A 21,807-nucleotide genomic window follows, 5' to 3' on the forward strand; every position below is an offset into this window, starting at 1 on the left:
TTAGGCTATTGCTGCCGTCTCGCTTGTTGTCCGGCCCTGTACCCGACCCGATTTCATCAGGCCTTCGTACCGGCGCATTAACAGATAACTCTCCACTTGCTGCAGGGTATCCAGCACCACACCGACCATGATCAGCAACGACGTACCGCCGAAGAACTGGGCAAAGCCGCTTGTCATACCGAACAGGTTAGCGATAGCGGGCAGAATAGCCACGATCGCCAGCATGATACCCCCCGGCAGCGTGATCCGGTCCAGAACGGTTCCGATGTAATCGGAGGTTTGAATACCAGGCTTAACGCCGGGGATAAACCCACCACTCCGCTTCATGTCATCAGCAATCTGGTTTGGGTTAACCGAGATAGCCGTGTAGAAGAACGTGAAGACAATGATCAGCAGCGCGAAGAGCACATTGTACTGCCAGGATGTATAGCTGGCGAATGCGTTCTGAACACTGGCGGCAAAGTCGCTTTTATCCGCAAACAGCTGGGCTACGTAGCCCGGAATGAACATCAGCGCCTGGGCAAAGATGATCGGCATAACACCGGCTGCGTTTAGCTTCAACGGCAGATACTGCCGCTGACCACCCACTACTTTGTTTCCAATAACCTGCTTGGCATACTGAATCGGAATCCGGCGAACGGCCTGCGTCAGTACAACAGCGCCCATGACAACGAAATACAGGGCAACCAGCTCAAGTACGAACAGGAGCACCCCTGATGATCCGCGCGACTGAGCTTCGCCGATGATAGCACCCGGAAGCCGCGACACGATACCGATCATAATGATCATGGATATACCATTACCGATACCCTTATCTGTGATCCGCTCACCGAGCCACATGCAGAAAATAGTACCTGAAGTCAGTATAAACAGCGACGAAATGGTAAACAGGCCCCGATCAATCAGGAGTGCTTCCTGCGGAATGGTTGTGTTTACGTACGTAATCGCCTGAACCGCTGTTACACCGATGGTCAGTATGCGCGTGATTTGATTTAACCGCTTACGCCCCGACTCACCTTCCTTCTGCATCTTCTGGAAGTAAGGCAGAGCCAGCGTCAACAGCTGAATGGCGATCGATGCCGAAATGTACGGCATGATGCCTAATGCAAAAATCGACGCTTTGCTGAACGCACCTCCTAAAAAAGTGTCTAACAAACCGAGCAGACCCTGGGGGTTCAGATTCAGTTTGTTGGGGTCAACACCCGGCAACACGATAGCTGAACCAAGGCGAAACGCCGTGATGAAAAGCAATGTGTTGAGGATTCGACTCCGCAACTCGTCAATTGCAAAAATATTCTTAAACGTGGTGATGAGTCGGTTCATACAGGTACGGCGGCTGTTGCCGCGCTCACACGGTTAGTTCGCTGCTTCCTCTTTAGCTGGTTTTGTCGGCACAATGGCCTTGCCACCTGCTTTCTCAATGGCTTCTTTAGCGCTGGTAGAGAAGGCGTGCGCATGCACTTCAATGGCCGACGTAATTTCGCCCCGGCTCAGCACTTTGATCAGGTCCTTCTTGCTGACCAGACCGTGCGTTACCATGAAATCAAAATCAACGACCGTAACCTTGGTTTCGTCAACCAAAGCCTGGATCGAATCGAGATTGAGGGGTTTGTACTCAACGCGGTTGATGTTCTTGAAACCGAATTTCGGTACACGCCGTTGCAGCGGCATCTGACCACCTTCAAAGTGGATTTTACGGCTATAGCCCGAGCGCGACTGCGCTCCTTTGTGGCCACGGGTAGACGTACCGCCCATCCCCGAGCCTTGCCCGCGTCCGACTCGCTTGCGCTCTCTGACGGAACCTTTTGCCGGTCTAAGGTTGCTTAAGTTCATTGTGTTAGTAGTAAAAAGATGATTCTTTTGACCCTATGTCACGACGCAGACAGAGATGTCGGCGCGGACAGAAAGCCAAAAGAATCGCAAAGATACTTAAATTTCTTCAACCCGCACTAAGTGTTGGACCTTGTTAATGGCTCCTTTCATTGCGTCGTTGAATTCAACTTCAACGCTACGGTTGATTTTGCCCAAGCCCAACGACTTGATGGCGTTTTTCTGCGTTTGCGGCCGCTTGATCGTGCTTCTGATCTGCGTGATGCGTACCCGTGCCATGTTGCTGTTGGTTAACCGTTAAATACTTTGGCTACGCTGATCTGGCGCTGGAACGCTACCTGGTGAGGCAGACGCATTTTCAGCAGTGCATCAAGCGTGGCTTTAACTACGTTGTGCGGGTTTGACGACCCCTTCGATTTTGCCAGGATGTCATGTACACCAGCTGACTCGAGAACGGCGCGCATAGCACCACCCGCGATCAGACCAGTACCAGGAGCGGCCGGTTTCAGGAGCACAAAGCCACCGCTGAACTTACCTTCCATTTCGTGAGGTACCGTGCGCTTCAGGAGCGGCACTTGCACCAGGTTCTTCTTGGCGTCTTCTACACCTTTGGCAATGGCGTCCGTTACTTCGTTGGCTTTGCCCAATCCGTAACCAACTACGCCGTTACCGTCGCCGACGACGACGATGGCCGAGAAACTAAACCGGCGACCACCTTTCACCACCTTCGCTACGCGGTTGATGGCCACCACCTTTTCTTTCAGGTCGGCTTCGTTAAATTTTGTCGGTCTTGCTGCGTTCGTGTTCATTGCTTCGCGCTATCGCTTAAAACTTGAGGCCACCCTCGCGGGCTGCATCGGCCAGTGCTTTTACTTTACCGTGGTACAGGTAGCCGTTACGGTCGAACACGACGGCGTCGATGTTCTTGGCAAGTGCTTTTTCGGCAAGCCGCTGTCCGACTTTTTTCGCCGTTTCGACAGTGTTACCTTCTGTCTCGCTTTTCAGTTCAACCGAGGAAGCGGAAGCCAGCGTGTTGCCGGCAACGTCATCGATCAGTTGAGCATAGATCGCTTTATTCGAGCGAAACACTGACAAACGGGGGCGTTCTGCCGTACCCGACACCTTGGCCCGGATACCGAACTTAATCCGTTGTCTTCTTTCTTGTTTATTCGTTGCCATGTTATTTGATTCCGACCAAATAGGCGATTTAAGTTGTCATGGATGGCCATTGTCGGCCGGTAATCGTCACGAGCCGTAGTCTTATGTACCACAGCCGGACAAGTAACGACCAGCTAATGACTTATTTCTTAGACGAAGATTTACCAGCTTTCCGACGAACCTGCTCGCCAATGAAGCGGATACCTTTGCCTTTGTACGGCTCAACTTTACGCAGCGAGCGGATTTTGGCCGCTACATCGCCCAGCAGTTGTTTGTCTGATCCTTCCAGATATACTTTCGGGTTTTGACCTTTTTCCGTAACGGCTGTTACTTTCACCTCGCTCGGCACGGCTACGTACACGTTGTGCGAGTAGCCCAGCTGCAGTTCGAGAATGTTGTTGGCAACCGACGCTTTGTAACCAACCCCGATTACCTCGAGATCCAGTTTGAAGCCTTCGCTTACACCCGTAACCATGTTATTGACCAGCGAGCGGTACAGTCCGTGCAGCGCTTTGTGGCGCTTCTGCTCCGTGGGGCGTGACACCTGGATCTGACCATCTTCAACGGCTACCGAAATATCCGGGTCAATCGGTTGGGTCAGCGTTCCTTTAGGCCCTTTTACTGTTACGACGTTATCATCGTTCACAGTCAGCGTTACGTTGCTGGGCAGGGCAATGGGTTTCTTACCTATGCGTGACATCGTTCTATTTCGGATTAATACACGTAACATAATACTTCACCACCGACGTTCAGCGTTTTGGCTTCTTTGTCGGTCATGAGCCCTTTCGAGGTCGACAGGATGGCAACACCCAGCCCGTTATAGATGCGCGGCAGATTGTCGGCACCCCGGTACTGACGCAGACCCGGACGGCTGATGCGTTGTAGATCAACGATCGCCGACTGTTTGGTCGTCGGGTTGTACTTCAGGGCGATTTTAATCGTTCCCTGTGGAGTGCTATCGTCGAACTTGTAGTTCTGGATATATCCTTTTTCGTACAGGATCTTCGTAATTTCTTTCTTTATGTTGGAAGCAGGGATTTCCACGACCCGGTGCTTCGCCCGGATAGCGTTTCTGACGCGGGTCAGATAATCTGCTATAGGATCTGTATTCATTCTTAGCGTTGCGTTACTTGCAAACCCCTGTTTCCGAAAGAGTTCGCAAAATTACGGAAACTGAATTACAAATGATAGTAGGGTCTGGAAACTACCAGCTTGCCTTAGTTACGCCCGGAATCTTGCCCGCCGATGCCATTTCCCGGAATGTTACCCGTGAAATACCAAATTTGCGCATGTAACCCCGGGGCCGCCCCGTCAGTTTGCAGCGATTGTGCAACCGAACAGGTGATGCATTCTTGGGCAGTTTATCTAAACCGATGTAATCGCCGGCGGCTTTCAGGGCTGCCCGCTTTGCAGCGTATTTGGCAACTAATGCCTCGCGTTTCCGCTCCCGTGCTTTTATTGATTCTTTTGCCATGTCGGTTGGTTATTATTTGCCACTCTTGGCGAACGGCATGCCCATTGCTTTCAACAGTTCGTAGCTCTCGTTATCCGTATTGGCAGTCGTCACGAAGGTGATGTCCATACCCGAAATCCGGGAAACCTTATCGATGCTGATCTCGGGGAAGATGATCTGCTCCTGCACGCCGAAGGTGTAGTTGCCACGACCATCGAAGCCCTTGTCGCTGATGCCTTTAAAGTCACGAACGCGGGGCAACGAAACCGTTGTCAGGCGATCCAGGAATTCATACATCCGCTCACCACGCAGGGTCACTTTCGCACCGATGGGCATTTTCTCCCGCAGTTTGAAGTTCGAGACGGCTTTCTTCGACAGAGTCGGGATAGCGCGCTGACCCGTGATGGTCGTCAGTTCTTCGACGCCTACATCAACCAGCTTTTTGTCAGCGACGGCAGCTCCGATCCCTTTGTTGATGACAATTTTGCTCAGACGCGGTACTTGCATAACCGACTTATACTGAAACTTGTCTTTCAACTGAGGTACGACCTCGCTCAAATATTTTTCTTTCAGTCTTGGCGTTGCCATTTTCTTAGACCTTGCTTAGTGTTATTGCTTACGATACGAGTCTGGAATCAGGTTACCCGTCTTCTTCGAGTACCGCTGCAATTTGCCATTCTCGTTCAGTTTGCGGCCCGTACGGGTCGGCTCGCCCGTAGCAGGATCAACCAGTTTCAGGTTACTGATGTGAATTGATCCTTCCGTTTTAACCAGGCTCCCCTGTGGGTTCGACGCAGTCGGCTTCATGTGTTTGGTGATCATGGCCACACCCTCAACCCGGGCGCGATCTTTCTCAACGATCACTTCTTTCACTACACCGCGCTGGCCCTTTGCGTTTCCACCAATGACCAGAACGGTATCGCCCGTCTGGATATGGAATTTATGTTTCGGCAGCGTTATTTTCTTTTCCATTGCTTAGATTACCTCCGGCGCTAACGATACAATCTTCATAAACTGTTTCTCGCGCAACTCACGGGCTACGGGTCCGAAGATACGGGTGCCACGTGGCTCATCGTTGTTGTTGAGCAGTACGGCAGCGTTGTCTTCGAACCGGATGTACGATCCATCTTTCCGACGGATTTCTTTCTTGGTGCGAACCACAACGGCTTTCGAAACCGTACCCTTTTTCATATTGCTGGACGAGAGGGCCTGCTTCACCGTGACGACAATCTTGTCACCTACTGATGCATACCGTTTGCCCGTACCGCCCAGAACGCGGATAACCAGTACTTCTTTAGCACCTGAGTTATCGGCTACTCCTAATCTAGATTCTTGCTGTACCATGGCTTACTTCGCTTTTTCGATGATTTCGACTAAACGCCAACGTTTGTTTTTGCTCATCGGACGGGTTTCCATAACGCGGACGGTGTCGCCGATGCCGCAGTCATTGTTCTCGTCGTGAACCGTCAGTTTCTTCGTTTTTTTCTGAAACTTTCCGTACAGCGGGTGCTTTACTTTACGCTCGATCGCAACCGTGATCGTTTTCTGCATCTTGTTGCTCGTTACCCGCCCGATCCGCTCTTTACGAGCGTTCCGCTCTGTTGTCGACTCACCCGTTTTGGCGGGAGTAGCGACGGCCTGCGGCTGTTCTGTGGCTGCTACCACCGGGGCTTGTGCTTCCTCCTGTGGTGCTGGTGCTTGTTGCTCTTCCATCGTCGTGTCTTATTAGGCTTGCCGCGATTTAGCTGTCAGTTCGGTGTTCAGGCGAGCAATCCGCTTCCGGCTCTCGCGAATGCGCATGGGGTTCTCGATTGGAGACACGGCATGGGCAAACTTCAGTTTCAGCAAACGATTCTGTTCGGCACCGATCTCGGCACGAATTTCATCGACCGACAATCCTTTCAAATCTTCTTTTTTCATTTTGTTCGTCGCTTAGGGGGACTAGTCTTCGACTTGCTCCTGATAATCACGCCGGACAACAAACTTGGTCCGAACCGGTAATTTCTGAGCGGCCAGGCGGAGCGCTTCCATGCCTGTTGCCAGATCAACACCCGTCGTTTCGAACATGATCGTACCAGGCTTTACCACGGCAACCCAATACTCAGGGGCACCTTTACCTTTACCCATCCGTACTTCAGCCGGCTTTTTGGTGATCGGCTTATCGGGGAAAATGCGAATCCAAACCTGACCTTCGCGTTTCATGGCCCGGGTTACGGAGATACGGGCGGCTTCAATCTGGCGGGCGGTGATACGACCCGGCTCCAGTGACTTAATGCCGAACGTACCGAAGGCAATCTCATGACCGCGCGATGCGATACCTGGAATCCTGCCTTTATGCTGCTTACGGAATTTAGTTCTTTTTGGCTGTAACATCTGTATAAGAAGTTTACAGTTTGCAGTTTTCCGTTTCCTGCCCGGGCTTCACAACCACTGAACCGAAAACCGAAAACTGAAACTCATTTATCGTCTTGGACCTCCACCGCCCCGGTTACCGCCAGCACCCTGGCCACCGCCCCGGTTGTTACCACCACGGCCGCCACCCTGGCCACCGCGGTTGTTACCACCCCGATCGTTGCCACCGCGGTCACCACGACCACGACCACCGCGGTCGTTGCCATCGCGGTCACCACGCGGACCCCGGCGATCGCCACGGTCGTTGGCACCAGCAGCCCGCTCACCGGCCTGCGCCTGGCTCATCATAGCGGCTGGCGACAGATCGCGCTTGCCGTAGACTTCACCTTTGAAGATCCAGACTTTGATACCGATCTTGCCGTATACAGTCTGCGCTTCCGAGATAGCATAGTCGATATCGGCACGCAGGGTGTGAAGAGGTACACGACCTTCTTTGTACTGCTCCGAGCGGGCAATTTCAGCACCACCCAGACGACCCGATACTTTCACTTTGATACCCTGTGCGCCTACGCGGATGGCCGACTGGATAGCCTGCTTCATGGCGCGACGGAACGAGATACGAGCCTGCAGTTGCTGAGCAATCGCTTCACCAACCAGTTTGGCATCAATTTCGGGCCGCTTGATCTCGAAAATGTTGATCTGTACGTCTTTGCCCGTGATGTTTTTCAGCTCTTCTTTGATCTTGTCAACTTCGCCACCGCCTTTACCAATCACGATACCCGGACGGGCTGTGTGAATGGTCAGCGTTACGCGCTTCAGGGTACGCTCGATAACGACCCGCGCAATGGCGCCTTTCGGAATACGAGCCGCTACGTATTTCCGGATTTTCTCGTCTTCAACGAGTTTGTCCGAAAACTCTTTGCCGCCGTACCAGCTTGATTCCCAGCCCCGAACAATACCAAGTCGTAGGCCAACTGGATTAATTTTTTGTCCCATTTCTTAGTTCTCGTTTTCTGGGGTTTGTGCTTCTGCCTGCTCTAACACCGGCTGGGCTGCGCTGTCGATCACGATGGTGATGTGGTTCGAGCGTTTCCGGATCCGGTGACCACGACCCTGCGGAGCCGGACGAAGACGCTTCAGCATCGGACCGCCGTCGACGAAGATCGTTTTTACATAGAGGTCGGCGTCTTCGATACGCTCGTCCTCGTTCTTCTGCTGCCAGTTGGCTACTGCCGACAGCAGCACCTTCTGTAGTATAGCGGCACTAGCCTGAGGCTGGTATTTTAACAGACCCAACGCCCGGCTTACGCGCTGACCCCGAATCAGGTCGGCGATCAACCGCATCTTACGGGGCGACGTGGGCACATCTTTAAGTCTTGCTACTGCTTCCATGTTTGTATGGCTTTGGGCCTGGGAGAAGGGGCGTTGGGGTAAGTTACCCGAGCCCGCTGCCCAAAACCCTATGCTAGTTTATCGTTTGCCCTTGTCTTTCTTCGCGGTGTGTCCCCGGAAGTTGCGGGTCGGCGAGAATTCGCCGAGCTTGTGTCCTACCATGTTCTCCGTGACGTAGACCGGAATGAACTTGTTGCCGTTATGAACAGCGAACGTGTGGCCAACGAAATCCGGCGAGATCATAGAACGACGCGACCAGGTTTTGATGACCGATTTCTTACCCGAATCGTTCTGCGCCTGGACTTTGTTGTCTAGGCGAAAATCAATATATGGGCCTTTTTTGAGTGAACGTGCCATTGTTATCTGTTACTTTTTGCGTCGGCTAATAATCATGCTGTTCGAAGCCTTGTTCTTCTTGCGGGTCTTCTGACCTTTGGCCATCTGACCGTTGCGCGAGCGTGGGTGACCACCCGAAGCCCGGCCTTCGCCACCACCCATGGGGTGATCGACAGGGTTCATTACGACGGCACGGGTACGGGGGCGAATGCCCAGCCAGCGGTTACGACCGGCTTTACCCATGACCACGTTCATGTGATCGGGGTTCGATACCGAACCAACCGTAGCCATACCTGCGCTCAGTACCCGGCGGGTTTCGCCCGAAGGCAACCGCAGGATAGCATATTTATCTTCACGACCAACTAATTGGGCATATGTACCGGCCGAACGGGCCATCGAGCCCCCTTTGCCGGGTGTCAGCTCAATGTTATGAACGATTGTACCGATTGGCATAGCGCTCAGCGGCAGAGCATTACCCACATCCGGCGTAGACCCTTCGCCCGACATGATCGTCTGGCCAACGGTGATACCCTGGGGGGCAATGATGTAGCGTTTCTCGCCGTCAGCGTATTGTACCAGCGAGATACGGGCCGAACGGTTGGGATCATACTCTACAGTCAAAACTTCGGCGGGCTGGCCGACTTTATCGCGCTTGAAGTCAATGATGCGGTAGTGCCGCTTATGACCTCCACCAATGTAGCGCATAGTGCGGTGACCTTCGCTATTGCGGCCACCGGTTCTCTTCAGGGGCTCCAGCAGGCTTTTTTCCGGCTTGGAGGCTGTCAGTTCCGCAAAATCAGGTGCCACCCGGAAGCGGGTACCTGGCGTAACTGGTCTCATTTTTTTAACTCCCATGACTGATTAATTGGTAGGGCAATGCCCGGTTTACAGGTCAGCGTAGATATCGATTACTTCGCCTTCTGCCACCGTTACAATTGCCTTCTTGGTGGTTGGGGTCTTACCCGTTACAATGCGTCCGTTGATGTTCTTGCTCCGCTTCTTGCCGTACACACGCATGGTGTGAACCGAAGAAACATTAACACCATACATCTTCTCGATGGCTTTGCCGATTTCGAGTTTGTTCGCTTTTAGCTCGACCTCAAAAGCATACTTTCCCTGCTTGTTCAGGTCCGTCATCTTTTCGGTGACGATTGGTCGTTTCAGTACGTTCATGAGTTTGCGTTGTCGAAGAGCGTTTGGATGGATGTCAGTGCTTCTTCGCTGATGAGCAGTTGATCAGCGTTCATCAGGTCATAGGTATTTACCTGAGAAGCCGTCGTTACTTTCGTCTTCTGCACGTTCCGGCTCGACAGAACCACGTTCTGGTTAACGTCAGGCAGAATCAGCAGCGTTTTGCGACCGGTCACCTTGAGGTCATTCAGGAACTGGATATAATCTTTCGTGCGGGGTGCTTCGAGCGTAAGGCTGTCAATAACCGAAATCTTGTCGGCCTGCGCTTTTACGGCAAATGCCGATTTGCGGGCCAGCGATTTCACTTTCTTGTTCAGCTTGAAGCTATAATCGCGGGGACGGGGACCGAAGATCGTACCACCACCTACGAATACAGGCGATTTGGCACTACCGGCGCGGGCACCACCCGTACCTTTTTGTTTCTTCAGTTTGCGGGTCGAGTGGGCGTTTTCAGCACGCTCTTTCGCTTTGTGCGTACCCTGGCGCTGGTTGGCCAGATACTGTTTCACGTCGAGGTAAATCGCGTGCTGATTGGGCTGGATACCGAAGACTTCTTCGGGCAGGGTAACTTTCTTGCCGGTGTCTTCGCCTTTGCTGTTATATACGATTACTTCCATGGCCTATTTCTCGATAATAACGTATGAATTCTTAGCCCCCGGAATAGAACCGCTTACAACGAGCAGGTTTTGCTCGGGCATTACGCGCAACACACGCAGGTTTTGCACTTTCACGCGATTGCCACCCATGCGACCGGCCATGCGCAGGCCTTTGAATACCCGCGAGGGGAACGAACAGGCGCCAATCGAACCCGGGTGACGACCCCGGTTATGCTGGCCGTGCGTCTGACCGCCTACCCCACCGAATCCATGACGTTTCACAACGCCCTGAAAACCGCGGCCTTTGGCGGTTCCGACTACGTCAACGAAATCAGTTTCGTTGAAAACGTCGGCTACCGTAAGTGTTGCTCCGAGGCTCAACTCCTGCTCAAATTCTTTGAATTCAACCAGTTTGCGCTTCGGGGTGGTACCAGCTTTCTTGAAGTGGCCCAGCTCCGGCTTGTTGGTGTGCTTTTCTTTACGCTCGCCATAACCCAGTTGCACAGCCGCGTAGCCGTCTTTCTCGACGCTACGAACTTGAGTTACGACACAGGGACCCGTCTCAATCACTGTACATGCCAGAGCCTGCCCGTCCGCATTGTACACGCTGGTCATCCCGATTTTCTTGCCAATTAAACCAGACATTTGTGTTTGTTTAAAGTAAGCAGGTAATTTAAGGTACTCGTTTCCAGACCCGGCGACTTGCCAAATCGGGCCGCAAAAGTAGGCAAATAGTAGGATACTTCCTAGTATCTGCTTCGTTTTCAGGCCCTCAAACAACATGAAAAAAGGTCGGGCGCGTTGCACCTGACCTTAAACAGGCAGACAAGACCCCGCTATGCAAGGTTTGTTTGCCTAAAAGTCAGATGTGGTTTCTGCCGAGGCAGACCTTCACCCTCGTATGTTGTTGATTCGTGTGCCGAGTTTGGGAGTGCAAAAGTAGACAATTAGTCTGACAAACAGAAAAATATTCCAAAAATTTAATCGACTTTCTGACTGGGATAACCGAACCCGACCTAGCTTGGCTCCTTCACAGTATTTGGCCTATTGGCCTATCGGAAGAAAAACCGCGACGGACCAATCTCGGCCCGTACCGAATCAATCAGCGCGCCACCCGGCTGGTAACGGATTACGTACCCGGCCTGCTTGTAAGAAGGTGTTACCCCGGCGTAGATAATGCCCGTTTGCGGATCAACCCCCAGCCCACTGAACAGCCGCCCGATAAACGGACTCGTAGCCGGTATGCTGGTATCATCGATGCCGAAGCGGTAGGTTTCCCCTTTCTGCCGATAGTTATCAGCCGCGTCGTAGAACGAGTTGACAAAATAGAACGTCTTCTTATCCTGGCTCAGCGCAAACGAACCCGGTGTTTTGGGCGACCCGCCTACCTTGAGCCGCTTGTCGACAACTTTACTGGCCGTATTGACCCGTACCATTTCGTTGGTCTCCTGCACGTACGCCCACAGCCGCCCGTTTGCATCAACGTCAATGGGGTTGGTGTTTACCCCGACATCGATACCGGGTTGTTTCAGTTCATCCGTTTCGGTATTAATTACGGTCAGGGTCCGGTCGCCCCCGTCGCTGCCGACAAAAGCTTCACTGCCAACCACGGTGATCCGGTTAGCGCCTTTGGGCAGCGTAATTTTTTTGGAAACCGTACGCGATGCCAGGTTCACCACCAGTACGTAGCCGGGGCTGGCGAAGAAGTTAGCTCCGCTGCCTGTAGCTCCCCAGCAGGTGATATAGGCTTTGTTGAGACCTGCCCGGACAACGTAACGCGGATTCTCTACGTCGGGCGCTTTCAGGGTAGTCAGCGATTTGAAGGTACCGATTTCGACAATTTCGATTTTATCCTGCCCAGCCGTACTGTTATCGACCAGGATGATTCCTTTCCCGTCAATTTCTGTGTAATCCTGCAAACCGCCGGTCAGCGTCCGCGCGTTGGCTGCGTTGAAGATGTCAGTGGCTGGGTTGGTGCTGTTGCGCGCCAGGAAGGTGATGGACCCGTTGTTGTCCGTAAAATTTCCGGAGTTCAGGATATAAGCGCCCGACTCGTAGGGAGACGGTGTCGGGTCGGTGGTATTACAGCTCCAGAGGCCGACCGCCAACAAGCTGGTCACGAGTGCGTTGGTCAATTGATTAGTCATGAGAAACAAACGATGAATTAATAAGCAGGTTGATAGCAAAATTTCGTCCGGGCAGGGCATTACGCTTTACGCTGAACAGGAGCGCGTCGAAGACATTGTTGGCCTGCCCCTGTACCCGAATCGATGCGGGACCGACACGAACGGTACTTTCCAGCAGCACATTGGTCAGGCTGACTCCGTCGAACGACTGGCTTTCGTCGAAGGTGATATACCGGCGCGAGGTAGCCTGGGTCTGTACGGTCAGGCGGGTGGGGCCCCGGCCTACGTAGGCGTTGATGGTACCCGTATGGATGGGTACGTAGGGAAGTTGCTTGTCGATCACATCTTGGGCGTAGGTGCTATAGGCCCGCTGCTGGGCCGAACGGGTAAGCGCATACCCCGCCCGGATTCCGGCCCGCCACCCCTTATGATCGTACGCCAGTGAGGTAGTCAGTTCGGCTCCGCGGGCCACGACCAGTTGCAGATTCTCGACCCGGTATCCATAATCCGGATTCCAGTACGACCAGTCGTCGATTCGATTGCGGTACGCGGTTACATCGGCGGTCATACGCAACTGATCGGTCAGGGTGGCGGTCAGGCTAAGGCCCGTTTCCAGGTTCAGCCCATTTTCGGGCCGCAGGTCCGGGTTGCCCAGCCCCTCCCAGTAGCGTTCGTTCAGCGTGGGTACGCGGTAACTGCGCCCGGCCGATGCTTTGGCAGTTAATGTGAGTCGATTCTGACGTATAATCTGGTGTTCGGCTCCCAGCGATGGGGTCAGGGGTGGGTTGAAGCGCGTTACGAAGGCCTGACGGATAGTGGCCGACACAAGCCAGCGGGTGGCCTGCATCCGCAGGAGCGCATACACATCCTGCCGGTTTTCGGTGATCAGCTGCCCTCCGTAGCCGTCGGTATAGGTTCGGTAATGTGACCACTCGCCCCCTATACGCAGATCGGTCAGCAGACTACTCCGACCCGGCCACAACCGAAACTCCCGTTCCGCACGGCCCAGCAATCGGTCTGTGCGGGTGCGGCTGGGCGTGCTGAAGTTACCTTTCGCGTAATCGAACCGGTCGCGTATCCAGCCAAGCCGCAGGGTTGTTCTGTCGGCCTCGTAGGTAGCCAGCAGCCGGGCCGACTGGGTCCGGGTGCGTTCGCGGGCAATGGTATCCTGGGGGGTTACGACCAGATCATTATCAGTCAGCCAGGTATTGACGGATACCTGCCGTCCGTTCCGATGACGGAGGTACACGTCCTGAATAAAGCCCCGCTGCCCTGTGCGCGACTGCTCAACAAAATAATTGCGTCGCTCGGCGTACGGGTACTGGTTGTTCAGCTGGCTGCGGTACGCCAGTGTCTTGCCCGATAGCTGCCAGACCCGGCCGGTCGGCGTACCATAGCGAAGCCCCAGCTGTGTCTGATTGTTTTGAAAGCTGGCCAGTTGCTGCCCCAGCGATACGCCCAGTCCGGACCGCCAGTCGGGACCGCTACTCAGCAGCACGCTCCCTCCAACGGCGTCTGACCCCACTACGCTGGCCGACGAGCCGTACTGCACCGCCAGTCGGTCGAAACCCGCCACGGGCAGGGTCGAAAAATCCGTCTGGCCCAGGTTAGGCTGGTTGATGTTGATACCGTTCCAGAGTACGGCCGTATGGTTGGCCGAGGTGCCCCGAAACGATACCGTAGCGAGCTGACCCGGTCCGTAATTTCGGAACGCCAGCGGGCTGCTGAACGCCAGCAGGTCGGTGAGCGCGCCGAACCGGAACTGGAGCAGCGTAGCCGAATCGACCCGCTGGAGCTTTTGCCCGGCCAGGAATCGCTCGGGCGCGATAGCCCGTACCGTCACGGCTGACAGCACCCGACCCGAATCGGCCGGAACCGAAACGAACTGGGCCATAGTAGCCTGTCTGATCAGCAGACCGACAAGTACCAGCATAGCCCGCTCATGCAGGATTTTTTTCACCAATACATCGAGAAAAAAGTAGGCACCGCCCGTCAAAACGGACCGGCACGCGGTTGGGGCGTTTCCTCCGAACGCCAGAACAACGGATGGTCTTCGGCAGGTCTCCTGGCTTGTTTCACCGGTTCGGGTCTTCCCATCTTCTGCCGGCTTCGGCAGTGACAGTGACCATGTGGATTGAACCGGTTCTCCGTGAAACGTACAGTTGCGGGGACAGCTCCGGTCTGTAACCGGATTCCCTTTTAAGCCGTGAAAGCTACTATGAAGCAGCATCAGGCACCGAAAACTCAAGCGTAAAGGTAGAGAATTTTCCTCCCGAATGCTACCGACGCTACGCTGTAAAGGCCCTGACGGGCCATGGATTATCTTCAACGGTTGCTACCGACGCTGCGCTGTGAAGGCCCTAACGGGCCAGGGATGATCTCGAATGGTTGCTACCGACGCTGCGCTGTGAAGGCCCTAACGGGCCAGGGATGATCTGTAAAGTGCAACAGTCAGAGTGTAATTACTAAGGCACAGAACGTCATTGCCATGGGGTCATGGCTCAGGTATATCTGGTGCTAATACAGAACATGGCCGCCGGGGTGATAGGCGTTATCACTATGGCGGCCATGTTCTGTATTAGCTGGCATCTGATCAGAATCCCTCGGCTTTTATTTCTTTCTCGGTGATCGTCCCGTATTTTTTTACCTTTTCCCGAATGGCATCGGCTTTACCGATCAGGACGAACTGCAGGTTGTTTTTGGGGAAATACTGATCGATGATCTGCCGGGTTTTGGCCACGGTCAGGCCGTCGACGTTCTTCTGGAAATTATTGATAAACGACTCGTCGAAACCCAGGCTGAACATATCGGTCAGCAGGTTAGCCAGTTCGCTGGCCGACTCGTAGCGGGGCGGGAAGTCGGCTTTGACGTAATTCTTGGCCGATTCGAGCACCTTTTCGTCGATACCGGTTCGGTGCAGGCTGTCGAGCACGTGCAGCGCCAGATCGATGGCTTCGGTGGTTGTGCTGACTTTGGTAAAGGTCGAGATGGCGAACGTACCGCTGTTGCGATAGGTACCAAAGCGGCTGCCTGCCCCGTAGGTAAGCCCCGAGTTGACCCGCAGCGCATCGTTCAGCCAGGACGTAAACCGACCGCCCAGAATGGTGTTGACAACGGTTACCGGAATAAAGTCGGGGTTGTTTTGCGTGATGCCTTTGCCTCCGATCAGAAACGTTGTTTCACGGGCGTCGTCCTTGTTGATCAGCAGCACCCGGTTTTTGTCGAACGTTACCTGCGGTTCGGGCAGTTTGGGCGTTGTAGCGGCTGCGGTCTTCCAGTTCCCGAACAGGCTGGTGATTCTTTTTTTCATGTCGGCGGAGTTAAAATCGCCCACAATGGCAATAGCCGCCCGATCGGTCGTGTAGTTTTTAAGATAAAACTGACGAACGTCGCTGGTGGTAATGGCCGACACCGCCGAGGGTGTTCCGGTAATGGGATTGGCGTATGGGTGAGCGTCGTAGACAAACCGATTGAAATAGCTGTTCACCACGGCCCGCGGGCTTTCTTTCTGCTGGGTGAGCTGCAGCAGCTGGCGCTGTTTGTACTTATCAAATTCGCCCTGATCGAACGTCGGTTTGGTAACCACATCCTGAATGATATCGAACAGCAGATCCTGATCTTTCACCGCAAAAGAGGCCGATAGCTTGGCTACTTCCTTACCGGCATAGGTCTCGATACTGGCTCCAACGTACTCGGCTTTTTCTTCCAGCTGTGCTTTGGTGTATTTCGCGCTGCCGAACAGCAGGGCCTCGGCGGTCATGTTGGCCAGCCCGTAGCGGTTCCCATCCTGCACCGCCCCGGCATCGAACACTACCGATACGTTGATGAGCGGCACTTCGCGCTGCTCCATCAGGTAGACCGTAAGTCCGTTTTTAAGTTTAAGTTTCTGATACGGTGGCACTTTAAAAGTCTGCGCCTGGCTTGTACCCGCGAAGAGAAGCGCCGTAATGAGCGTAAGAATTGTTTTCATGTCGATTTAGTTGGCGGCTCCTTTTTTGGTGGGTTCTGGCAGCAGGTAGCCGACGGTGCGGTTACGCGCGGTGAGGTAGGTTCTGGCAACGCGCTGTACGTCTTCTTTAGTCACTTTTTCGTAAAGCGACGGGGCTTCGTAGAGCTTTTTGTAATCGCCGAAGAACAGCTCGTAGGTACCGAGGGAGTTGGCTTTTCCGTTAATGGTTTCCATGGTTCGGTAAAACTCCATCAGCTTCTGGTTCTTCAGCTTCTGCAGCTCGGCGTCGGAGATTCCCTCGGCAATTACCTTGTCGATCTGGTTCAAGATTGACCGTTCCAGCTGCTCGGCCGATACGTTGCTGGCCGCAATGCCGTAGATGTAAAACAGATTCGGGTCGAACGACTCGCCAAAGTTCGTGAACGCCCGCGATGCGATGGTCGAGTCCAGCACCAGCGCCTTCACCAGCCGCGACGAGTTACCGGCGCTCAGCACCCCACTCAGCAGATCGAGGGCGTAATAATCAGGATGGCGGGTGGCGGGGGTATGATAGGCCAGCAGGATATTGGGGGTAGCTACGTCCTTGTAGGTCGTTACGCGCCGTTCGCCATTCTGGGGCGGTTCTACGGTACGGATGCTGTCGGGTAAGGGCTGGGCCGGTATGGGTTCGATGTACTGCTCGGCCAGTTTCCGTACCTGCGCGGCTGTAATGTCACCCACTACGACGGCTACAGCGTTGTTGGGCGAATAGTAGGTTTTGAAATACCGCTCCAGATCGGCCTGCGTCCACTTTTTAATATCCGACTCGAAGCCAATGACCGGGAACATATACGGATGCTCGACAAAGGCCACCGATTTTACCAGCTCGCTGATGACCCGGTAGTTACTATTTTCCAGCCCTGTACTCCGCTCCGACAGCACGACGCCCCGCTCGCTTTCGACCATTTTGGGGTCGATAGCCAGGTCGCGGATACGGTCGGCTTCGAGGTCGAAGATCGTTTCAAGAGCGCCACTTTGAAACCAGTCGGTATAGACCGTTGTGTTTTCGGTCGTATAGGCGTTGTTCGAGCCGCCGTTGGCCTCCATGACGCGGTCAAACTGCTTGGGGCCGTACTTCTTCGCACCGTTAAACATCATGTGCTCGAAAAAGTGAGACAGACCCGTAATGCCGTGTACTTCGTTGCGGGCGCCCACCTTCCAGAACGTATAAAAATTGGCGTTCGGAATGGAGTGGTCTTCGAGGACCATAAATTTCATGCCGTTCCGGAGCGTAAACGTCTTTACGTCTTCCGGCTTTGGTTTGTTCTGGGCGTGTACAACAAGGCCTGCTGTGACCAACAGCCCCGTCAGCAGCCTGATTCGGTAGTTCATGGGATGAAAATGAGTTGGGAGAATCGCTAAATTTAATGACCTTTCGTCCATGAATCAACCCTTATGGACCCTCAGCGGTCAATATGCTCTGATAACGGGCGGAACCAAAGGTATCGGCGAGGCCATAGTCAACCAGTTTCTGAGTCTGGGGGCAGCCGTATTCATCGTAGCCCGCGACAATAGCTTACTGCAGGATCAGCTCGATACGTACCGCCAGCAGGGCCATACCGTGGCGGGCCGGGCAACCGACATTGGTCAGCCGGGTGCCGCTGCCGAGGTTATGGCGGCCATCCAGGCCGAGTGGGGCCAGCTCGATATCGTGGTCAATAATGCTGGCACTAATATCCGCAAAGCCACCGCCGACTACGGCCCGGCCGAGTATGAACACATTCTGAACACGAATCTCCGGTCGGCCTACGAACTTACGCAGGCGGCCTACCCGTTGCTACGCTCCTCCGCCGTTGGGGGTAAGGTAGTCATGGTATCGTCGGTGTCGGCCCTTACCCACACCAGCAGCGGCTCGCTCTACGGCATGAGCAAAGCCGCCATGTTACAACTGACCCGCAACCTGGCCGTCGAGTGGGCGCCGGACCGCATCCGGGTCAATGCCGTGGCGCCCTGGTATATACGTACCCCCCTGGCCGAACCGGTGCTGAACAATCCCGATAAGTTAGCGAGCATACTGGCCCGAACGCCCATGAACCGGGTTGGCGAGCCCGCCGAGGTAGCATCGGCCGTGTCGTTTCTGTGTATGCCCGCATCGGGCTATATAACGGGCCAGACAATTTCGGTCGATGGGGGATTGCTGGCCTGGGGGTATTAGGCCGATCAGATTTTTTTTCAACCCACGCAACCATTCGTCAGTTTGCCCGTACAGACGAATGAACCGGTTCAACTGTTCATTTCTCACCCCCAAACACAGTTGATACAATGACCCACTATACCTTTTCGCGTCGGCTGCTGATGCTGACGGCTCTGTTCATCGTAAGCCTGACGGGCTGCAACGAGGAGAATCCTACCGTTGCTTCGCCGGATCTTGTACTGGCATCGACTACGCTGGGGAATGTGCTGGCGGGCGAGGGCGGCAAAACCCTTTATTTCTTCGCCAACGACGCCGACGGCAAAGCCAACTGCACCGGCAACTGCCTGACAAACTGGCCCATCTTTTACAAAGAAGCGCCAGCCATTGCTACGGGCCTGAACCCGGCCGACTTCACTACGATTACCCGGGCCGACGGCACAAAACAAACCGCGTTCAGAGGATGGCCGCTTTACTATTATAAAAACGACACCAAGGCGGGCGATGTCAACGGCGAAAACGTAGGTAACGTCTGGCAGGTGGCTAAACCAACGTATACGGTCCTGTTCGCATCCCGGCAGCTGGTAGGGCTGGACGGCAAGAACTACACCTTCGATCAGAAAGAAGGGATCGGCAACTCGTTATATTTGACAGATAATACAGGCCGTACTTTATACGCCTTCGCCAACGATAAAAAGAACACCAACAGGTACACCCAGGCCGACCTAAGCAATAACGCCACCTGGCCCATTGCCGAAGTATCCAGCCTGGGCGACATTCCCTCAGCGTTAAAAAAGAGCGATTTCGGGACGATTACAGCCGTTGGCAAAACGCAGCTTACCTACAAAGGGTGGCCGCTGTACTACTTCGGCAATGATCAGGGACAGCGGGGCAGTACCAAAGGGGTCAGCGTACCGCGCCCCGGCGTCTGGCCCGTTGTTAACGCCACTACCCCCGAAGCGCCCTTGCCGTAATCGATTCTGTTATAACGACAGGGCGTTGCCCGCGTAGCAGCCCCTCGCCAGTACCTCCGGCACCTGAACTAAACCGAATGTCCAACGCTCCCAACATACCGGCGCTGTCTGATCTGCTGGCGGGTTGTCTCCGCAACCACCGGCAGAGTCAGGAGCTGTTGTACCGACAGTTCTACGGGTATGCCATGAGCATCTGTCTGCGTTACTCGCCCACCCGCGAAGGCGCGCTGGAGGTAGTAAACGATGGCTTTCTGAAAGTATTTACCCGGCTGGATCAGTACGATTCGGCCCAACCGTTCAAGGGCTGGCTCCGGCGTATTCTGATCAACGCAGCCATCGACCATTATCGGCAGGAGGTGCGTCATCATTATCACGATACCATTGAGCAGGCTGAACCAACGGCGGTCAGCCCGTCGGCCGATGCCTTTAGCCTGCTCGCTCATGAAGACCTGCTGAAGCTTATTCAGCGGCTGTCGCCAGCTTACCGGCTGGTTTTTAATCTGTATGTCATGGACGGATTTACGCACGACGAAATTGCCGATCAACTCGGCATTACGGTGGGTGCATCAAAATCGAACCTGGCCCGGGCGCGGGAGAACCTGCGCCAACTGCTGAAGCAATTAAACCACGATGAGTATGCAAGAGCTAACCGATGACCAATTGGACGGCCTCTTCAGAAAGTCGGCTGAAGAGTTCGATCCCCCGTTCGATCCGGCGGCCTGGCAGGCCATGCGCAACCAGCTCGACACCCACGACCGAACCACGGCGGGGCCTGTACAACTGCGCGAACGACTCATTCGGTGGGGACTTCCGCTGGTGTTACTCTTTATGCTGCTCCTGATAGGTGGTAGCTGGTACACCTCCCGCCAAGAGTACAGCCGTCGTACCGCCCCCGCGCAATCGGGTCTGGCAACCACTGGCAACACCCCCCCCAACCGGCGGGTCTGGGCACCGCTTGCGTTTGATCCGCTGGCCAGTCCGGGACCGGAGCCTGCAACGGAGCGGACCCTGGCCCGCGTAAAGGAGGAAAAAAAGGTAACAATCCCGGCAGCGGCTACGTTGGCCCGGATCAAAACCAAAGCCCTGCCAAACGGAACCTCATCAACAAACAAACCTTTGCCAGAACCAGCGACCATACGACCTGTCGACGAAGCCGTTCCTGATCGGCCGGCAGCCCTTAGTTCGGCACCTGAACCGTTGCCCGTACGCCCGGCTACGGAGCGATCGACCTCCAGCCGTAACCGGAGCCAGACGCGCCAGACAAGACGCCGGCTAACCAGCCCATACAACCCACTCACCAGCCGGGCTGACCAACGTTCGCTGGCCATGATTGGACTTACCAGTTCTGCCAACAGTTTCAAACCGGCCCGACAGCCATTCCGTACTGCCAACCCCGACTGGACCGCACCCGTGGCCGATGTCAGTTCGGCAGCAAGCCAGCCCGTGGAGACGGTTGACCAACCCCGGCTGACTACCACTTCGTCTTCATCGGTGACGTGGCTGGCCATTCGACCGGGGCAATGGCCGGACAAGGTAGCGTTTACCACCCGGCCCGTAACGGCTCAGCCTGATACCGCTGCCCGGCAACAACCGGCGTCGGCGTCATCGTCAATACCGCGGGGGCTGAGCGTACGGTTTATGGTGTCTCCGGATCTGAGCGCCGTTGGATTACGCAACTTTGCGCGACCGGGCACAAACGTAGGGTTGGCGCTGGAGTACCGGCTTGCGTCGCGCTGGAGCCTGCAGGCTGGTGCAGTATGGAGCCATAAAGTGTACAACGCCCGCCCTACGGATTACGAATGGCCCGCCCACTGGTACTGGAAAGTAAAGCCGACCGGCGTTAGTGGCGAGTGTACCATGATCGACATTCCGATAAACCTCCGTTACGATGTTATCAGCCAAACCCGCAGCAACGGACGCCCACCCAGCCGCTGGTTTGTAAGCGGAGGAGTAACGAGCTATATTCTCCTGAAAGAAGATTACACCTACAACTATGCCACACCCAGCGATCCGGGCATCCGATATCGGTCCCTGGCCGTAGATAGCACCACCCAGTATGGACTCAGCCACCTCAACCTGTCTGTCGGGTACGAACGCGCGCTGAGCAGGCGGCTGTCGTGGCAGATCGAGCCGTTCATGAAAGTGCCGCTCAAAGGTGTGGGGTATTTTAAGATCGATCTGCTCAGTACCGGAGCGTTCCTCTCGCTTCGGTATAAACTGTAACATAAACCGCTGTTTCGGGCCAGCTTTTCTGCCAGACCAACGTCGGCAATTTCCTGA

General features: G+C 54.7%; 29 protein-coding genes and 1 riboswitch. Of the genes, 4 read left to right on the plus strand and 25 right to left on the minus strand.

Annotation, left to right across the window (positions count from 1 at the left end):
• From secY to EQG79_RS17895, 25 genes are all read right to left on the minus strand, one after another.
• Positions 1-1,323 carry a preprotein translocase subunit SecY gene (gene secY / locus EQG79_RS17775; RefSeq protein WP_077919280.1) on the minus strand — a complete coding sequence of 441 codons (1,323 nt, stop codon included), beginning with the start codon at positions 1,321-1,323 and terminating at the stop codon, positions 1-3.
• A 33-nt stretch (positions 1,324-1,356) separates the two neighbouring features.
• Positions 1,357-1,833, minus strand: coding sequence for a 50S ribosomal protein L15 (gene rplO / locus EQG79_RS17780; protein WP_077919281.1), 477 nt, complete (start codon positions 1,831-1,833; stop codon positions 1,357-1,359).
• A 96-nt stretch (positions 1,834-1,929) separates the two neighbouring features.
• Complete coding sequence (rpmD, locus tag EQG79_RS17785) at positions 1,930-2,109, minus strand: 50S ribosomal protein L30 (protein WP_077919282.1); 180 nt, start codon at positions 2,107-2,109, stop codon at positions 1,930-1,932.
• An 11-nt stretch (positions 2,110-2,120) separates the two neighbouring features.
• On the minus strand, positions 2,121-2,639 hold the full coding sequence (gene rpsE, locus EQG79_RS17790; protein ID WP_077919283.1) for a 30S ribosomal protein S5: 519 nt from the start codon (positions 2,637-2,639) through the stop codon (positions 2,121-2,123).
• Positions 2,640-2,655: 16 nt separating this feature from the next.
• Positions 2,656-3,009, minus strand: coding sequence for a 50S ribosomal protein L18 (gene rplR, locus EQG79_RS17795; RefSeq protein ID WP_077919284.1), 354 nt, complete (start codon positions 3,007-3,009; stop codon positions 2,656-2,658).
• Positions 3,010-3,130: 121 nt separating this feature from the next.
• Positions 3,131-3,688 carry a 50S ribosomal protein L6 gene (rplF, locus tag EQG79_RS17800; RefSeq protein WP_077919285.1) on the minus strand — a complete coding sequence of 186 codons (558 nt, stop codon included), beginning with the start codon at positions 3,686-3,688 and terminating at the stop codon, positions 3,131-3,133.
• Between the two features lie 14 nt (positions 3,689-3,702).
• Complete coding sequence (rpsH, locus tag EQG79_RS17805) at positions 3,703-4,101, minus strand: 30S ribosomal protein S8 (RefSeq protein ID WP_077919286.1); 399 nt, start codon at positions 4,099-4,101, stop codon at positions 3,703-3,705.
• A gap of 91 nt (positions 4,102-4,192) precedes the next feature.
• A complete protein-coding gene (rpsN, locus tag EQG79_RS17810; protein WP_077919287.1) occupies positions 4,193-4,462 on the minus strand; it encodes a 30S ribosomal protein S14 in 270 nt (89 codons plus the stop codon).
• A gap of 12 nt (positions 4,463-4,474) precedes the next feature.
• Positions 4,475-5,029: a 50S ribosomal protein L5 gene (gene rplE, locus EQG79_RS17815; RefSeq protein ID WP_077919288.1), complete on the minus strand. Its 555-nt coding sequence runs from the start codon at positions 5,027-5,029 to the stop codon at positions 4,475-4,477.
• A 21-nt stretch (positions 5,030-5,050) separates the two neighbouring features.
• Positions 5,051-5,413, minus strand: coding sequence for a 50S ribosomal protein L24 (gene rplX / locus EQG79_RS17820; protein WP_077919289.1), 363 nt, complete (start codon positions 5,411-5,413; stop codon positions 5,051-5,053).
• A gap of 3 nt (positions 5,414-5,416) precedes the next feature.
• Complete coding sequence (gene rplN, locus EQG79_RS17825; RefSeq protein ID WP_077919290.1) at positions 5,417-5,785, minus strand: 50S ribosomal protein L14; 369 nt, start codon at positions 5,783-5,785, stop codon at positions 5,417-5,419.
• A 3-nt stretch (positions 5,786-5,788) separates the two neighbouring features.
• Complete coding sequence (rpsQ, locus tag EQG79_RS31560) at positions 5,789-6,154, minus strand: 30S ribosomal protein S17 (RefSeq protein WP_077919291.1); 366 nt, start codon at positions 6,152-6,154, stop codon at positions 5,789-5,791.
• 12 nt (positions 6,155-6,166) lie between these two features.
• Positions 6,167-6,361, minus strand: a complete 195-nt coding sequence (gene rpmC / locus EQG79_RS17835; RefSeq protein WP_129602927.1) for a 50S ribosomal protein L29 — start codon at positions 6,359-6,361, stop codon at positions 6,167-6,169.
• 21 nt (positions 6,362-6,382) lie between these two features.
• Positions 6,383-6,814, minus strand: coding sequence for a 50S ribosomal protein L16 (gene rplP / locus EQG79_RS17840; protein WP_012930235.1), 432 nt, complete (start codon positions 6,812-6,814; stop codon positions 6,383-6,385).
• An 87-nt stretch (positions 6,815-6,901) separates the two neighbouring features.
• Entirely contained in the window at positions 6,902-7,789 is an 888-nt protein-coding gene (gene rpsC / locus EQG79_RS17845; protein WP_077919293.1) for a 30S ribosomal protein S3, read from the minus strand.
• Positions 7,790-7,792: 3 nt separating this feature from the next.
• Positions 7,793-8,185, minus strand: coding sequence for a 50S ribosomal protein L22 (gene rplV / locus EQG79_RS17850; RefSeq protein ID WP_077919294.1), 393 nt, complete (start codon positions 8,183-8,185; stop codon positions 7,793-7,795).
• A 78-nt stretch (positions 8,186-8,263) separates the two neighbouring features.
• Positions 8,264-8,542 (minus strand): 30S ribosomal protein S19, encoded by a 279-nt coding sequence (gene rpsS, locus EQG79_RS17855; RefSeq protein ID WP_012930238.1) that lies wholly within the window; start codon positions 8,540-8,542, stop codon positions 8,264-8,266.
• A gap of 9 nt (positions 8,543-8,551) precedes the next feature.
• Complete coding sequence (gene rplB, locus EQG79_RS17860; protein WP_077919295.1) at positions 8,552-9,376, minus strand: 50S ribosomal protein L2; 825 nt, start codon at positions 9,374-9,376, stop codon at positions 8,552-8,554.
• A gap of 30 nt (positions 9,377-9,406) precedes the next feature.
• Entirely contained in the window at positions 9,407-9,694 is a 288-nt protein-coding gene (gene rplW / locus EQG79_RS17865; RefSeq protein ID WP_077919296.1) for a 50S ribosomal protein L23, read from the minus strand.
• A complete protein-coding gene (rplD, locus tag EQG79_RS17870; RefSeq protein ID WP_077919297.1) occupies positions 9,691-10,329 on the minus strand; it encodes a 50S ribosomal protein L4 in 639 nt (212 codons plus the stop codon). Before rplD ends, rplW begins: the two co-directional genes overlap by 4 nt.
• Before the next feature lie 3 nt (positions 10,330-10,332).
• Entirely contained in the window at positions 10,333-10,953 is a 621-nt protein-coding gene (gene rplC, locus EQG79_RS17875) for a 50S ribosomal protein L3 (protein ID WP_077919298.1), read from the minus strand.
• Positions 10,954-11,360: 407 nt separating this feature from the next.
• Entirely contained in the window at positions 11,361-12,455 is a 1,095-nt protein-coding gene (locus tag EQG79_RS17880; RefSeq protein ID WP_129602929.1) for a DUF5074 domain-containing protein, read from the minus strand.
• Complete coding sequence (locus EQG79_RS17885; RefSeq protein ID WP_240699382.1) at positions 12,448-14,394, minus strand: TonB-dependent receptor plug domain-containing protein; 1,947 nt, start codon at positions 14,392-14,394, stop codon at positions 12,448-12,450. Before EQG79_RS17885 ends, EQG79_RS17880 begins: the two co-directional genes overlap by 8 nt.
• 78 nt (positions 14,395-14,472) lie before the next feature.
• Positions 14,473-14,690, minus strand: a riboswitch (cobalamin riboswitch).
• 337 nt (positions 14,691-15,027) lie between these two features.
• Positions 15,028-16,404, minus strand: a complete 1,377-nt coding sequence (locus tag EQG79_RS17890; protein ID WP_129602931.1) for a M16 family metallopeptidase — start codon at positions 16,402-16,404, stop codon at positions 15,028-15,030.
• Between the two features lie 6 nt (positions 16,405-16,410).
• Positions 16,411-17,754, minus strand: coding sequence for a M16 family metallopeptidase (locus tag EQG79_RS17895; protein WP_129602933.1), 1,344 nt, complete (start codon positions 17,752-17,754; stop codon positions 16,411-16,413).
• Positions 17,755-17,803: 49 nt separating this feature from the next.
• Here EQG79_RS17895 and EQG79_RS17900 point away from each other — a divergent pair, with 49 nt between their 5' ends.
• The 4 genes from EQG79_RS17900 (at position 17,804) to EQG79_RS17915 (ending at position 21,750) form a co-directional block, all read left to right on the plus strand.
• Positions 17,804-18,577 carry an SDR family oxidoreductase gene (locus tag EQG79_RS17900; RefSeq protein ID WP_077919302.1) on the plus strand — a complete coding sequence of 258 codons (774 nt, stop codon included), beginning with the start codon at positions 17,804-17,806 and terminating at the stop codon, positions 18,575-18,577.
• A gap of 107 nt (positions 18,578-18,684) precedes the next feature.
• On the plus strand, positions 18,685-19,527 hold the full coding sequence (locus tag EQG79_RS17905) for a hypothetical protein (RefSeq protein ID WP_129602935.1): 843 nt from the start codon (positions 18,685-18,687) through the stop codon (positions 19,525-19,527).
• A gap of 77 nt (positions 19,528-19,604) precedes the next feature.
• On the plus strand, positions 19,605-20,183 hold the full coding sequence (locus EQG79_RS17910) for an RNA polymerase sigma factor (RefSeq protein WP_077919304.1): 579 nt from the start codon (positions 19,605-19,607) through the stop codon (positions 20,181-20,183).
• A complete protein-coding gene (locus tag EQG79_RS17915; RefSeq protein WP_129602937.1) occupies positions 20,164-21,750 on the plus strand; it encodes a porin family protein in 1,587 nt (528 codons plus the stop codon). The genes EQG79_RS17910 and EQG79_RS17915 overlap by 20 nt, the downstream gene beginning before the upstream one ends.
• The last annotated feature ends 57 nt before the right edge of the window (positions 21,751-21,807 follow it).

This window comes from Spirosoma sordidisoli (assembly GCF_004138325.1).
Lineage (GTDB): Bacteria > Bacteroidota > Bacteroidia > Cytophagales > Spirosomataceae > Spirosoma > Spirosoma sordidisoli.